This is a genomic window from Paucilactobacillus suebicus DSM 5007 = KCTC 3549, from assembly GCF_001434475.1.
In the GTDB taxonomy this organism is placed as follows: domain Bacteria; phylum Bacillota; class Bacilli; order Lactobacillales; family Lactobacillaceae; genus Paucilactobacillus; species Paucilactobacillus suebicus.
Genome location: NZ_AZGF01000030.1, coordinates 1 through 15,129 on the forward strand (window position 1 = coordinate 1; position 15,129 = coordinate 15,129).

Sequence of the window (15,129 nt, forward strand, 5' to 3'; positions counted from 1 at the left end):
AGGATCCAAAGATTCCAGATACACCAAATACACCAACGGTTATCAATTACACACCCGATACCCAAAAGGCTGTGGTGGAATACGTTGATGAAAATGGTAATAAGATCATTGCGGATCAACCAATCGAAGGTAAAACCGATGAGCAAGTTGATCATACCCAAGTGGTACCAGGTATCCAAGAAGCCATTAATCAAGGTTACAACCTAGTGACTGATGGAACATTGAATGCTTACTTTGACAACGATGACAACACGGATCAAGTCTTTAAAGTGGTGTTAACACCAGTGACACCGATTGAAATTACCACGCCACTGGTCCCTGAGGGACCAAACGGGGAACCATTAACACCAACGGAGCCAAAGACGGTCACTGGGATTCCTGGTGAACCAGTTGGTGAAAAGGATTGGCCAGATGTCCCAGGTTACACACCAAATCCAGGTCAGGATCCAAAGATTCCAGATACACCAAATACACCAACGGTTATCAATTACACACCCGATACCCAAAAGGCTGTGGTGGAATACGTTGATGAAAATGGTAATAAGATCATTGCGGATCAACCAATCGAAGGTAAAACCGATGAGCAAGTTGATCATACCCAAGTGGTACCAGGTATCCAAGAAGCCATTAATCAAGGTTACAACCTAGTGACTGATGGAACATTGAATGCTTACTTTGACAACGATGACAACACGGATCAAGTCTTTAAAGTGGTGTTAACACCAGTGACACCGATTGAAATTACCACGCCACTGGTCCCTGAGGGACCAAACGGGGAACCATTAACACCAACGGAACCAAAGACGGTCACTGGGATTCCTGGTGAACCAGTTGGTGAAAAGGACTGGCCAGATGTCCCAGGTTACACACCAAATCCAGGTCAGGATCCAAAGATCCCAGATACACCAAATACGCCAACGGTTATCAACTACACGCCGGATACGCAAAAGGCTGTGGTCGAATACGTTGATGAGAATGGTAATAAGATTATTGCGGATCAACCAATCGAAGGTAAAACCGATGAGCAAGTTGATCATACCCAAGTGGTACCAGGTATCCAAGAAGCCATTAACCAAGGTTACAACCTAGTCACTGATGGCACTTTGAACGCTTACTTTGACAATGACGACAACACAGATCAAGTCTTTAAGGTCGTTTTAACCCCAGTAGTGCCAATTGAAATTACCACTCCTGTTACTCCTGTAGGACCTGATGGTAATCCAATTCCAGGTATTACACCAAAGACGGTCACCGGTATTCCGGGACAACCAATTACTAGTAAAGATTGGCCAGATGTGCCAGGATATACTGTCGAACCAGGACAAAATCCAAAGATTCCGAACACACCTAACACGCCAACCGATTTGGTTTATGTACCAAATACGCCAACTGAGTCAACAACGCCGTCAACGCCAACACCGGAAAATGATACTCCTAATGACCAGACACCTAACCAACCTGAGCAGCCAACTGCAGTAAAGGAAAACACACCAACTCCGGTTTCAGAAACACAACCGGGAACCCCTGTTCAACCAATTGCAAGTACTCCTCAAAGTAGTCAGGTAGTCAATCATCGTGTGGATCAACCAACATCGGTTGCAGAAAGTAACAATGGTAAATTACCACAAACCGGCGATGAACAGAACTCTTTGCTGGCATCAATTGGGCTAGCAATGTTCAGTGCATTAAGTATGTTTGGTTTAGCTGGACGTAAACGTAGGCATGATTAGTTAGACCAATATGTTAAATAACACAAAAGACACGTAACTTCATCGGGTACGTGTCTTTTGTGTTATTTAATTTGTTTGACTTGCCAACCAGGTTTCAGACTGAATTGGTAATGTTGTCTAACGAATTGATGATCTTTGCTGGCAACGCCAAACAGAATTTGCAACTCCTCGCTGGGGTACACTCGATAAGTCTTAGTAATTTTTAGCTGATTCGTTTTTTGATTATTTTTAACAGAGACGATTGTGTTAGCCGGATTCGTTTTTTCTAATTTTTTATTTAGTGGGTTAGTTTTGTAAAGATAAATTCGTTCACTCTTTGTACCTAATTGTTTATAAATCAATACCTTTTGGCCTTTAACACTGGAAGTAAGAGGATATGTGATTGTGCTATTTTCTTCCACCGTGCCTAGGTGGCTGTGATAATTTAGTATGATTAGGGTAATACTACCAAGTGTTAGAATTAAACCAATGAGCACCCAGATGTCTTTGGAAACACTCGGTCTCATAAAAATCATGCTTACTGCAAAGATGATAGCACCAATAAATAATAAAATAACGATCATTAGTTCAACCCTCTTTCATCTTTTTTAAGCATGAATGTCAAAACAAATCCTATTAACGCAAAGACGGTGGCAATTCCAAAGGCATATCTAAATCCAAGGACGTTAGCGTCTAATGATAATTTTTGAAAAGCGATTGGGGTAGCTGCTTTCACGGCCTGACTAGGTACATTATTCATTGTGACGTTAGACATGACAGAGACCAACACAGCCGTGCCCATTGAGGCAAATACCTGTCGTGCCGTGTTATTCACAACTGTTCCGTCACCAATCAGATTCAAAGGCAATGCATTCATTCCCGTCGTTGTAACTGGCATCATCGTCATTGAAATACCGGCCATTCTTACCATATAGAGACAGACGATATAAACGATTGGAGTATGTGCAGTAATTGGAATGAATGCGGCAGTGCTAACCGTTAGGAGAAACATGCCAGTAATGGCCATGTTTCGGGCACCCAGACGATCAAAAATGCGGCCGGTTAGCGGGTTCATGGCGCCAATTATGATTGCCCCAGGGAATAGAGTTAACCCTGAAGCTAGTGGTGATTCACCACCCACAGTTTGCAGGTAAAGGGGCAAAACCAGTGTGAATCCGTTCATTGACATAAAAGATACGGCCACTAGTACCGCTGATAAGGTAAAGGTTGGATTTTTAAAAACATTTAGTTTTAGTAATGGGTTCTTGATGGTTAAAGAACGCCATATAAATAGTCCGATGACAATTAAACCAACAATCAGGCTAACGTAGACAATTGGATCTGACCAATTGTAAGAACCAACCATGGAAAAGCCGAATAACATTGACCCAAAACCGATCACGGATAAAGCAACAGACGACCAATCAATGGGCGCATTTCGCGTTGGTAATACTTTTCTGAGGGTTACACTACCTAAAATAAGCACAATGATTGAAACGGGCATAATTGATAGAAACAACATTCTCCAGGAATAGTGGATGAGAATCCAACCAGCGTATGTAGGACCAATGGCAGGTGCAAGCCCAATTACTAGCCCTGCTGATCCCATGGCTGCACCTCTTTTTGATGGTGGAAAGATGGAAGTCATGATGGTCTGGTAGACTGGGGATGCAATGCCGACACCAATTGCTTGAATTAATCGTCCGGCTAGGATTTCGAAGAAAGTATGAGAGAAGTAGCAAGCAATCGTTCCAATAAAGAAGATCATCATTGCACTTAAGTACAACTTTCTTGAATCAAACCGTCGAAGGAAAAAACCGGTAATTGGGATTGTGATCCCCATCATCAACATAAAACCAGTGGTTAACCATTGAACCGTATCTGCTGAAATATTAAATGATTTCATTAGAGTTGGAAATGCAGTGGTTAACATGGTAGATGTGATAAATGTTGAAAACGTCCCAACTAACAAAGTAAATACTAGGGCCAATCGATTATAAGGCTTACCATTTTGATCTAATGGTCGATTGGATTCTAGGTCCATATTTTGCAAAATTGTTCACCTCTAAATATATAATTGCGCTCGCACAAAAAAAGACACAAGAATAAGTGTAACACTTATAAGAATATAAAAAAAGTTTGCCACCTTTAACGGCGACAAACTTGGCAATTAATTTCAACCGTTAACTACAGGTTGGCATCAATCTTAAACGTTAAATCTGATAATTCTAGTCCATGCATGATTAGCTGACTGATCAGTTTGTTAGTACGACGTGCCATTTCATTAGTCATAATCTGATTCTGATTAGTTAAAAACTCTGTAACTTGTTCTTCGGGTAATGACGATGCCTGTTTAATAGTATCATCAACGAATTGATAATGATATTGACGTGCATCTTTTAGGTAGTCCAAGTCTTCTGAAATGAAGTGTGCGTGATGAGATTCAACTAGCATTGATAAAGTACGGTACATCCAATAAGCACTGTTTCCTTTAATATCTAATTCCATTGGTGTATTGATATAGCTCTCATCAGTTGTGGTTGAGTTACCAAAGAATGGCACATATGGGGTAAATGCAGAAACACCAAAACATAGCCACATAATGGCGCTGGCACTTTCTGGTGCATCATTACGTACTTGTAAGACGTGGGAATTCTGGGTTCTGTTTAACGCAATTGGGCGGTAACGATGTTTGTCTTCATCACTGCCATGACCAAGTGGATCAAATTCCGTCTGGTTGTAGTGACTGCCCAGTACTTTTTGGACATCTTCCAGCGTAATCTTGTCGTTAGGAAAAACGATAAATGGTAGATCAAAGTCTTCAGGATCGTCATCAGTCTCACCATTAAGAATACGATGGGCATACCACTGCCGGGGAGTATTATAATGCTGATCAAACTCAGTTTCGGTACCAAAAATGTGTCTGAAATTCCAACCATGAGTATCTGGATTTAAACGATGATCACTAACGAATTCTTGAATGCCATCTGACCACATGAAATTGGCAGTATCGCTAAAGTCAACCTCCTGAATAGCCACGCGGTTACCAGTTGCAGCGTATGCGTTATCAGGAATGCGCTGGGCAACCCAGTGATGGCCAGTTACAATTTCCATGTACCAGATGTCATTTTTATCACTAAAAATGACACCATTTCCTTCTGGTGAACCATACTTTTCAATTAGTGAACCTAGCCAAGTAACGCCAGCCTGTGCTGAATCGATGAATGGTAGCACCATTGCAACGATAGAATCTTCGGCTAGTCCGTCTTCAACCAGCGGATCAAAAGCGAGAACACGTTCATTAGCGTAGACACTTTCAGTAGCACTCATGCCAACGTTTTTTTCGTTAAATCCGTTTTCATCAAAGACACCTTCATGTTTGTAATCAACATTAGGGGTTCCTTGATAGCGGTAACCATGAGTAGGGGTTTGACCTACAAAACCATTTGTGTACGATGAAATGGTCTTACTACCGTCGTTAAATCCCGGATAAACAACAAATTTTTGTGGTGTCAATGGGAGAAATGTATCGTCGTTTCGAGCAGCCATCGTTGACCCGTCGATAGATGCTTGCTTACCGACTAAAACGGTGGTACAAGCTGATAAGTTTTTCATTAGTTAAATTATCCTTCCTAGGCTAAATAGCAAATATATTCTAACCCAATCTAGGCCGGATTCAAAGTATTTAGCAACCAACTATAATTGACTCGATAATTATTGACCGACAAGTCAATCACGGCATATAATTACTTCGAATAGAGTTTATGCAGAGGAGTTGAAAATGATGGATGAGGTTAAGCCAAAGGCCGCAGTAAAAATGGATCCACAAAAAGAAGAACAAATTTTGGATTGTGCTCTTCATAATTTTGCTAAATACGGTTATCGAGATACTAAAACCGAAGTAATCGCCCTAGAAGCTCACGTTTCAAAAGGTACTGTTTTTCACTATTTCGGCAGTAAAGACCAATTACTGATTATTGTGGTTGAGAATGCGATTAAAAAGATTACCCAGGTTGCGGATTTTAGTGTCTGGACTGAATCTAAAGATTTAGTTGATATGGTTATTCGGGCAACTAAATATAAGATCGAACTTGAGTTAAAATATGCTGATGAATTTAGACTACTGATAAATGTCTACGGTGCTATCGATCAATTTCCTAAACGAATCCAACCAATTTTGCAAGAAACATATCAACGCGAAATGCAAGACCAAATTGGGAAGTTACTCAACCCAGTTTTGGCTAAAATGGATTTAAGAGATGATGTGACACCGGCATTGGTATTTGAATTGGTCACTGCAATTATGAGCCAAATAGAGCAACAAACCACGGTGCTCATGCATCAGGATCCCAATGCAAAACTGAAGGATTTTACGGAGATTATTGATAAGGCGACTAGGTATTTGGAAGTTGTGGAAAGAGGAATTGTGCGAAAGAGCGCGGTTTGATACCGTGGAATAAGAGACCAATGACCAGTGATTACGTTTTTTTGTAATCACTGGTCATTGGTCTCTTATTCGTTGGGTATCAGCGCTCTTGAGCACTAATCGGCTATTAAAATCAAAAAAATCCTATCCAACACTCCCAAAAATCTCCTTCAAAGTGCCAACACTCATCTGACCAGGAGCCGAAGCATCGCCAACGGACGCAAATGTTGCAACACTCCCAAACGTGGCACCAGCGATGCGTGAAATTTGTCCGAGTAACCCCATCGACATCGAGATAATTGGTTGATCAATTTGATTATCTGCAGCAAGAGTTGCATCCATCAGGGTCATGACGTCTTCTCTTGAATGGGGGGTCAGAGCAACCTTTACAATCGATGGTTTCTTTTTAGCCATTTGAGCAAATAAGAAGATTAATTCATTTTTATCTGGTGTTTCATCAAAGTCATGGTGACTTAAAATCAGGACAATGTTTGCATCAGTGCAGATTTGCAATAGTTCGTTATAGACGTCATCTTCGCGTGAAAATTCAACATCGATCGCATCTGCCACATTGGCATTGATGAGCGCAATATATGATTCTTGGTATTCGCGTTCCTGATATTCACGATTGCCACCCTCAACATTAGTTCGATTGGTGACAATTAATGGTCGACCATTAATTACTTCTTTTATTTGTTTACCAGCATCTGCCAGTTGTTCGAAATCGGTGAACGCTGTTAAAAAATCAAGACGCCATTCAACTATTTCTGCATCTGACTGATCAATTACCTGTGCATCCTTGATTGCATCAGCAAAACTAGTTGCAACAATTGGGGCAATTATTTTAGGTTTACTTTGATTTGATAAGGTTAGTTTACCAAGTTGTAAATTTTTTTGGGCCATTAGAAACTCCTTTACGCTCTGTTTCTTCTAATTATCAATGATTGATGAAAAATTGCAATGTTTAATGACTTATTTGCTGTTTAAGATATGTGTTACCAACTGATGTAACAATATAAAAACAGGCTCAATGTTCCTAATAGAACTGAGCCTGTTTGCTATTATATTACCAGTACCAGATATTATTTTTCTTGTTGTTCTTCAAGTTTTGTTTCAAGCTCTTTAACAATTTGAGCGTGCTTGGATTCAGTCAAATGAACTTTAAACAAGTACGTCAAAGCTGCAATAAGAATTAACACCATTGGTCCGTAAAACATAAATGATTTGAAATTTAACAGTTGCGTAGCGCTAATGCTACTTGGTTTAGCATTGCCAATCATCCCCGAATGGACTGCGGCTATCCCGATAACACCATTTGAAATGGCACCGGCAACCTTATCAATCAATGGACGCACTGATAAGGTAACCGATTCGTTACGATTGCCATTCTTTAATTGACCATATTCCACACTATCAGTGATAGTCATCAATGCTGCTAAGAAAATCATTGGATATGGGAAGAAGAAAATGCCAACGGCAACTAAAACAACCGGCACACTGTTACCAGCGAACAAGAAGATTAGGTAACCAACGAGCATCATTGCGATCCCACCGACGTAAATGGCACGCCGTTTAATCAATGCGACGACAGCTGGGAACAGTGATACAGAAATAATTCCTAGAATGGCAGTAATCACACCAACCAATGAATATGCGGCAGTATTGCCAAGAACATAAGTGAAGAAGTATGCCAATAAACTGTTAGTTAGTACGTAACTTAATGCAAACAAGAAGTAGGAAAGTGCTAACCACATTAGCTGATCATTCTGAAGCAAAACCTTGAAAACATCACGTAAGCGAGTTTTTTCGGTATTTGAACGAATCAAAGATTTCTTTTCTTTGGTTCCGAGGGTAGTTGCCAGGGCACCTAAGAAAGAAATTAAACCAACAACGATCGCAAATCCTAACCATCCGGCTTTAGTCTCTTTTGACCCAGAAGTTCCAGAGAACATCTGTGAGAAGAAAATAATGACAGGAAAAATGAAAATTGGAACTCCTTGAGCACCTAATGTTGACCCAAGACGGCCGATGGTACCAAATTTAGCACGGACTTTTGAATCAACACTCAATGCTGGGAGCATGGACCAGAATGAAATGTCCTTAAATGAATAGAAAATATCCAAAATAACAAACGCCAAACCAAATAATACCAAATACAAAACTGGATTTTTGGTGGTCAAACCACCAAAGTTAGTGAAGACAACTGCCAACATAATCGAACTAACAGTTGCACCAATCATCAACCATGGTTTGAATTTCCCCCACTTAGTATCGGTATTGTCGACAGCACCACCGATGACTGGATCAAAAACAATTTCAATTAATCGAATGACTAAAATTAATGTCGTCACATATCCGATCATTTTGGCGTTGAAAGCTTTGTTCGACGTATCAAATAACTGACTAGTAACGAATAACATTAAATAGGTACTTAGGGTTGCGTAAAAAGTGTCGTGACCAAACGCCCCTAGAGCATATGAAGTATACTCTTTTGCGTGTTTCATAAAAAATTCCCTCCTAGTAGGAACTGTATATTAATAACGATGTTCAATGATTTTTTGAAGAATTTGATCGCGTTGTTCTTCTTTAGCAATATCGAAGCGAGTTTCTTCCAACTCGTTGAAATTATCAATTAAAACAACTGATTCAAGATATAAACGTAATTTACGTTTGATGTATGTTACATCATCTTCACCATCTTTTTGAATCGCACCATCTAAAACTGATTTTGCAAAATCTTTGGAATCAATTTTGACTTTGTCATTTGTATTTGCCATATAAACTCACTCCTTAACAATGATTAACTCAACAATGTAAACGCTTGCTTAAAATGTAAAACACAATGGTTAAAAAGGCAAGCTTTTTTTAGTAAAATTAAGTGAAAAAGTGCAAAGCATATTAAAGAGAAACATTGATACACTAGGAATATCAGTTGGTTAATAATTTACTAAATTAAATTAGCCAGTTTCCCCTAAACATGTGTATATATCATACTCGCTTTATAGTACGATTGTTAGCACTTTACTATACTTTTTGTTTTTATGTGTCAATTTTTTTGTGCATAGAAAGTAAATTATGAAAAATATGAAAAAAGTATTTCTGAAAACTTTTTTGCTATAAGCTTGACAAGTGATTATGTTCTTGGTAAAGTAGCCTTAATCAAATTCACAGGAGATTTTAATATGCGACGACTTAGCTTACCAAAACTAAACAGCTATTATTACTATTGGTTTATGAAGTGATGTTTGAGTTCTTACTCGGACGCAAACATCACGTTTGCATCCGAGTGACCAATAGTTTTTAAGCATATTAAAAAATATTTGCCACACGAATGTCAAAGGGATTTCAACTTCAACATTGTGTGGCGTTTTCTTTATTAAACGTAATCTCTTTCTACCATTGGTGGATTGAAGCCTCACAGTGTTGTCACTGTGAGGCTTTTTATTTTACTACTGCGGAAAGGGGCTAGATGAACATGGATACAAAAAATGAAATAAGTGGAACAACGAGGCTGTTCGGATTCTTTGCTCATCCGGCTCACCATAGTTTTTCACCTTTAATGTACAATCTGAGTTTTAAAGATAAAGGCATTGACGCACGTTACTTAGCGTTTGATGTAGCACCTGGCCAAATCAAGCAAGGAATTGATGCAATGCGCACGTTAGATTTTGGGGGAGGAAACCTATCAATGCCATTTAAGCAAGAAGTCATTCCTTACTTGGATGAGGTTACAAAACGGGCACAATTATTAGAATCAGTTAATGTAATTAAAAATGATCATGGCAAATTAATCGGCGACAGTGTTGATGGTGAGGGATTTTTCGAAAATCTGTTAGCTAATAATATCGATACTAAAGACATCACGATGACGATCTTTGGCGCAGGAGGTGCAGGATTATCAATTATCCAAGCTGCAACAGAGCATCAAGTCAAACAACTATTTGTCTTTAAACGTCGTAACAAAACTTTCGAAAGAGTTAAATCACAACTGAAAAAAATTCAGAACGGTACAGTAACAAAGATTGATCTGATTGATTACGATGACGAAGATCAAATGATTAGGTCAGTGAGCGATAGCAAAATCATAGTGAACACAACCAACTTAGGCATGGGAGACTATCAAGCGTTTATGCCCGCACCGCCTGGCGTGTTAGAACACTTAAACAGTCACCAAATTGTCTGTGATGCCATTTATTCACCGCAGGAAACCAAATTGCTAGCATTCGCTAAACAGCAAGGTTGTCGAACATTAAACGGACTGGGAATGCTAATTTATCAAGGCGTTTTGAGCTTTGAATTCTGGACCGGGCAACAGCCACCAATTGAAAAAATTAAAACCGCAATCAAACAGCAACTAGCCAAATAAAGAAAGCAGGAAATTAATTATGATTATCGTATTAAACAATAGTAAAGCAGCCCAAACCAAACAGCTTTTGAACACTCACTTCGGTGGCAAAACTGATATTTTCATTCACAATAACCGTGTTGGTTTAAACAAGGTAACACCAGATCAGTTAACAGATGCGGAAAAGGCTGGTATTGAAGAAATTATCATGGATCATCCCGCCGCAATTCAAACTAGTCGTGAGCTGCACCCCGAAGATACTGTCATTACACTGCCACATACCACAATTGGTGGCGTTGGTAACTTCGTCATGATGGCCGGCCCTTGTTCTGTTGAATCAGAGGCCCATGTTTCAGCAATGGCTAAAGTGGCTAAAGATGGTGGTGCAACAATTCTTCGTGGTGGGGCTTTCAAACCACGTACATCACCATACTCTTTCCAAGGACTTGGCGTTGATGGCTTAAAGTTCTTGCGTGAAGCTGCTGATCAGCAAGGCATGGACATGATTACTGAAGTAATGGATGAAGAACATTTGGATGTCGTTTGTGAATACACCGATATGCTTCAAATTGGTGCCCGTAACATGCAAAACTTCTCTCTATTAAAAGCTGTTGGTAAAACTGACAAGCCTGTGTTGTTAAAACGTGGCATGTCAGCTACCATTGATGACTTGATGAATGCGGCAGAATACATTGCTGCTGGTGGTAACACACAAATTGCTTTGTCAGAACGAGGAGTACGGACTTTTGACAACAAGTACACTCGTAACACATTTGATGTTAGTGCTGTGCCTGTTTTGAAGAAACTAACTCACTTCCCAATCATTGCCGATCCTAGTCATGCCGAAGGACACTGGGATTTGGTTACACCAATGGCATTGGCCGGTACTGCTAGTGGTGCCGACGGGATCGTTGTTGAAATTCATGATAATCCAGAAAAGGCATTATCAGATGGACCACAAGCATTGAAACCACATACTTACAAAGAAATGACTCATGAAGTTTTCGCACTACATGACATGCTTAACTCATTCAATTCTCAACAAGAAGGTGCCGTAGTTAATGGCTAAAGTCGAAGTTAATTTGCCACAAACGAAATATACCGTATTAATAGAAGAAGGATTACTAGATCGTGTTGGTAGTCTAATTGGCAAGCAGTGGTCAAGTCGTAAGATTGCGTTGATCACAGACACTAATGTGGGACCGCTATACCAACAACAAGTTGTTGACCAACTGACCAGCCAGGGATTTACGGTCTGCGACTATGTCGTTAAGGCTGGTGAAGCATCGAAGGCATGGCCGGTTGTTGCAGATTTGGCTACCAAAATGGCTGCTGATCACTTTACCAGAAGTGATGGGGTGATTGCCCTGGGTGGTGGCGTTGTTGGAGATCTGGCAGGATTTACTGCGTCAATTTACATGCGTGGTATCAGCTTTATTCAAATTCCAACTTCTTTATTGGCACAGGTTGATAGCTCTGTTGGTGGTAAGACGGCGATTGACTTAGGTGAAGCTAAAAATATTATTGGTACATTTTACCAACCTGATGCTGTGTACATTGATCCATTAACTTTAAAGACGATGACGGATCGTTACGTTGCAGAAGGTTATGGTGAAATTGTTAAAACAGCAGCACTTGATTCACAGGACTTTTGGCATTTGATCCAACAAATCAATTCTGTTGACGATATCAGAGCACACGCAACCGAACTTAGTCAACGCAGTATCGGCTATAAGGCACGCATTGTGATGGAAGATGAAAAGGAAGCCGGTAATCGTCAGTTGCTCAACTTTGGTCACACAATGGGGCATGCAATTGAATTGCTTGCTCACGGAGATTTAGCTCATGGTGAAGCCGTTAGTGTGGGGATGGTTCACATTATGCAAGTTTTCGAAGATTTAGGGCTAGCCAGAATAGGCATTACAGCCGAAATAAAGGATCGAGTTTCAGTAGTTGGATTACCAACCGAGTCTGCTTTATTGGGGACGCCAGATTTCTATGAAAAAATAAAAAATGATAAAAAGAATAAAAATGGTACACTAAATTTAGTATATGTAGAAGATTATGGAAAACCGCACATTCACGGTATTCCAACTGATTCAGTCAAAGAATTTTTTAAAGAATAGTACAGTCACGAAAGGTAGGCATGATTACGTATGCGTTATGTAACAGCAGGGGAATCTCATGGTCCAGAGTTAACAGCGATTATTGAGGGAATTCCGGCCGGATTAGAAATTTCGGTAGAAAAAATTAATGATGATTTGAAACGGCGCCAACAAGGCTACGGTCGCGGTAATCGGATGAAAATTGAAACCGACCAAGTTAAAATTCTTAATGGCATTAGACATCAAAAATCATTAGGTTCACCAATTACATTAAATGTCACCAACCGTGACCATGCGCACTGGGGCGATATTATGTCACCAACAGCTGAAGAAACCGCTGCTAACAGTGTTCGCCAAGTGACTCGACCACGACCAGGACATGCTGACTTAGTTGGTGGGATGAAGTATCGTCATACTGATTTAAGAAACGTGTTGGAGCGCTCCAGTGCTAGGGAAACAACAATGCGTGTGGCTGTAGGTAGTTTATGCAAGCAGTTGTTATCACAAATTGGCGTAGAAGTGTTGGGATTTGTTAAGGAAATTGGTGGTATTCAGGCTGATAGCAGTAAATTATCAAATTTCAATGGCCTAGCTGATCTAAAAAAAGTAACAGATGAGAGCCCAACCAGAACCTTCGATGAGCAAGCGGATCAACAAATGCGTCATTTGATTGATAAGACAAAACGTGATGGTGATACCCTTGGCGGAGTTGTAGAAGTTATTGCAACAGGAATGCCGGCAGGGCTGGGAAGCTACGTTGGTGCGGATACGAAACTGGATGCTAAACTTGCTGCTTCAATTGTTGGTATTAACGCATTTAAAGGTGTTGAATTTGGCGACGGGTTCAAATTCGCTCATCACCCTGGTAGTGAAGGAATGGACGAAATTTTCTGGGATGAAGACCAAGGATTTTTCCGCAAGACGAATCATTTAGGTGGCTTTGAAGGTGGGATGACAAACGGACAACCAATCGTGGTCAAGGCTGTTATGAAGCCAATTCCGACGCTCTACAAACCATTGATGAGTGTGGACGTGAAAACAAAGGAATCATATAAGGCTAACGTAGAACGATCGGATACGACGGCAGTGACGGCGGCTGCAGTGGTTGCCGAAGCAATGGTATCGATTGAATTGGCCAAAGCCTTACTAGATAAGTTTGACACGGATTCAATTGATAGAATGAAAGAACAGGTTACAACATACCTTGATGAAATTAAGCATTATTAGGAGATGAAATACATGACGACAGTTGATTTACCGAAGGTACCAAATGGTTTGCACGGACAGCTTGCAGTTCCTGGCGATAAAAGTATTTCACACCGCAGTGTGATGTTAGGCGCAATTAGCAAGGGAACAACGGTGGTGGATCACTTTTTACTTTCGGATGACTGCCTTCATACAATTGGTGCGTTTAGACAGCTTGGTGTTAATATTCAAATTGAAAATGATCAAGTGACCATTGAAGGTAAGGGTGGCTTTAATCATTTTACACAACCTGATCAACCGCTTGATATGGGAAATTCAGGAACTTCAACTCGCTTACTTTTGGGCTTTTTGAGCAAGCAACCATTTGATATCGAAATGTTCGGGGATGCTTCATTAAGCAAACGACCGCTGGATCGAGTTATTAATCCACTAAGCAAGATGGGTGCTAATATTAGTGCCACTGACAATAATTTTTTGCCATTGACTCTTCATGCAAATAACCAATTAAATGCGATTGATTACAAGTTACCAGTGGCAAGCGCACAAGTGAAGAGTTCGCTTATTTGGGCCGGATTGCAGGCGGATGGCAAAACCCATTTGACGGAAAAATTAATTACTCGTGATCACACTGAAAAAATGATTGATCAGTTTGGCGGCCATCTTGATCAAGATGACGTTAATATTACTGTGACACCACAAGATCAATTCAAGGCTCAACACGTTGACGTACCTGGTGATATTTCTTCTGCGGCCTTTTTTCTAATTGCAGCTGCATGTGTTCCTGGTAGTGAAATTACCCTCAAACAGGTTGGACTGAATCAGACTCGTGATGGTATTTTACAGGCGCTTGATAAAATGGGTGCTCAATATACGATTTCAAATGAATCAAATGATAGTGAACCTGCCGGTGATATAACAATTGGTTATCAATCGTTAACTGCGATTAACGTTGAAGCGGCGGAAATTCCTGCAGTGGTTGATGAGGTACCTTTAATTGTGCTGGCGGCCACTCAGGCTAAGGGGACCACCATTATCTCTGGCGCAGAAGAATTACGAGTAAAAGAAACCGATAGAATTGCTACGGTGACTGAAGAACTAATCAAGATGGGTGCCGATATCACTCCTAAGTCGGATGGATTTGTTATTAACGGCGGGACAAAACTGCATACGGCATCTGAACCATTAGATTCACATGGCGATCATCGTATTGGTATGATGCTTGCAGTTGCAAATCTAATTGCTGGTGGTGATAGTTTACTAGATAACGCTGACTCAATTAGTGTGTCATACCCACAGTTCTTTGAAGATTTAAAACAGTTGAGTTAGAGAGGAAAAGAC

Annotated in this window: 13 protein-coding genes; 7 read left to right on the forward strand and 6 right to left on the reverse strand. The window is 40.3% G+C overall.

Annotated features, from left to right (window positions below):
* On the forward strand, window positions 1–1,730 hold a 1,730-nt coding region (locus FD16_RS10055), incomplete at its 5' end, for a mucin-binding protein (protein ID WP_156403249.1).
* Window positions 1,731–1,792: 62 nt separating this feature from the next.
* Here FD16_RS10055 and FD16_RS10060 read toward each other — a convergent pair.
* The 3 genes from FD16_RS10060 to FD16_RS10070 form a co-directional block, all read right to left on the reverse strand.
* The gene (locus tag FD16_RS10060; protein WP_010621417.1) at window positions 1,793–2,293 is read right to left on the reverse strand and encodes a DUF4811 domain-containing protein; all 501 of its coding nucleotides are present in this window, start codon (window positions 2,291–2,293) and stop codon (window positions 1,793–1,795) included.
* Entirely contained in the window at window positions 2,293–3,753 is a 1,461-nt protein-coding gene (locus FD16_RS10065) for an MDR family MFS transporter (protein WP_029508310.1), read from the reverse strand. Before FD16_RS10065 ends, FD16_RS10060 begins: the two co-directional genes overlap by 1 nt.
* A gap of 143 nt (window positions 3,754–3,896) precedes the next feature.
* Entirely contained in the window at window positions 3,897–5,324 is a 1,428-nt protein-coding gene (locus tag FD16_RS10070; protein ID WP_010621419.1) for a C69 family dipeptidase, read from the reverse strand.
* Window positions 5,325–5,490: 166 nt separating this feature from the next.
* Here FD16_RS10070 and FD16_RS10075 point away from each other — a divergent pair, with 166 nt between their 5' ends.
* A complete protein-coding gene (locus FD16_RS10075; RefSeq protein ID WP_029508311.1) occupies window positions 5,491–6,156 on the forward strand; it encodes a TetR/AcrR family transcriptional regulator in 666 nt (221 codons plus the stop codon).
* Between the two features lie 123 nt (window positions 6,157–6,279).
* Here the strand turns inward: FD16_RS10075 and aroD are convergent, their stop codons facing one another.
* The 3 genes from aroD to FD16_RS10090 form a co-directional block, all read right to left on the reverse strand.
* Window positions 6,280–7,038 (reverse strand): type I 3-dehydroquinate dehydratase, encoded by a 759-nt coding sequence (aroD, locus tag FD16_RS10080; RefSeq protein WP_010621421.1) that lies wholly within the window; start codon window positions 7,036–7,038, stop codon window positions 6,280–6,282.
* A 179-nt stretch (window positions 7,039–7,217) separates the two neighbouring features.
* Complete coding sequence (locus FD16_RS10085) at window positions 7,218–8,639, reverse strand: glycoside-pentoside-hexuronide (GPH):cation symporter (protein WP_010621422.1); 1,422 nt, start codon at window positions 8,637–8,639, stop codon at window positions 7,218–7,220.
* Window positions 8,640–8,669: 30 nt separating this feature from the next.
* A complete protein-coding gene (locus tag FD16_RS10090; RefSeq protein ID WP_010621423.1) occupies window positions 8,670–8,912 on the reverse strand; it encodes a hypothetical protein in 243 nt (80 codons plus the stop codon).
* Between the two features lie 698 nt (window positions 8,913–9,610).
* Here FD16_RS10090 and aroE point away from each other — a divergent pair.
* From aroE to aroA, 5 genes are read left to right on the forward strand one after another with little or no spacing between them, the layout of a single operon-like run.
* On the forward strand, window positions 9,611–10,501 hold the full coding sequence (gene aroE / locus FD16_RS10095) for a shikimate dehydrogenase (RefSeq protein ID WP_010621424.1): 891 nt from the start codon (window positions 9,611–9,613) through the stop codon (window positions 10,499–10,501).
* Between the two features lie 19 nt (window positions 10,502–10,520).
* Window positions 10,521–11,549 (forward strand): 3-deoxy-7-phosphoheptulonate synthase, encoded by a 1,029-nt coding sequence (aroF, locus tag FD16_RS10100; protein WP_010621425.1) that lies wholly within the window; start codon window positions 10,521–10,523, stop codon window positions 11,547–11,549.
* Entirely contained in the window at window positions 11,542–12,606 is a 1,065-nt protein-coding gene (gene aroB / locus FD16_RS10105; RefSeq protein WP_010621426.1) for a 3-dehydroquinate synthase, read from the forward strand. Before aroF ends, aroB begins: the two co-directional genes overlap by 8 nt.
* A gap of 30 nt (window positions 12,607–12,636) precedes the next feature.
* The gene (aroC, locus tag FD16_RS10110) at window positions 12,637–13,812 is read left to right on the forward strand and encodes a chorismate synthase (protein WP_010621427.1); all 1,176 of its coding nucleotides are present in this window, start codon (window positions 12,637–12,639) and stop codon (window positions 13,810–13,812) included.
* A gap of 12 nt (window positions 13,813–13,824) precedes the next feature.
* Window positions 13,825–15,117 (forward strand): 3-phosphoshikimate 1-carboxyvinyltransferase, encoded by a 1,293-nt coding sequence (aroA, locus tag FD16_RS10115; protein WP_010621428.1) that lies wholly within the window; start codon window positions 13,825–13,827, stop codon window positions 15,115–15,117.
* Window positions 15,118–15,129: the final 12 nt, after the last annotated feature.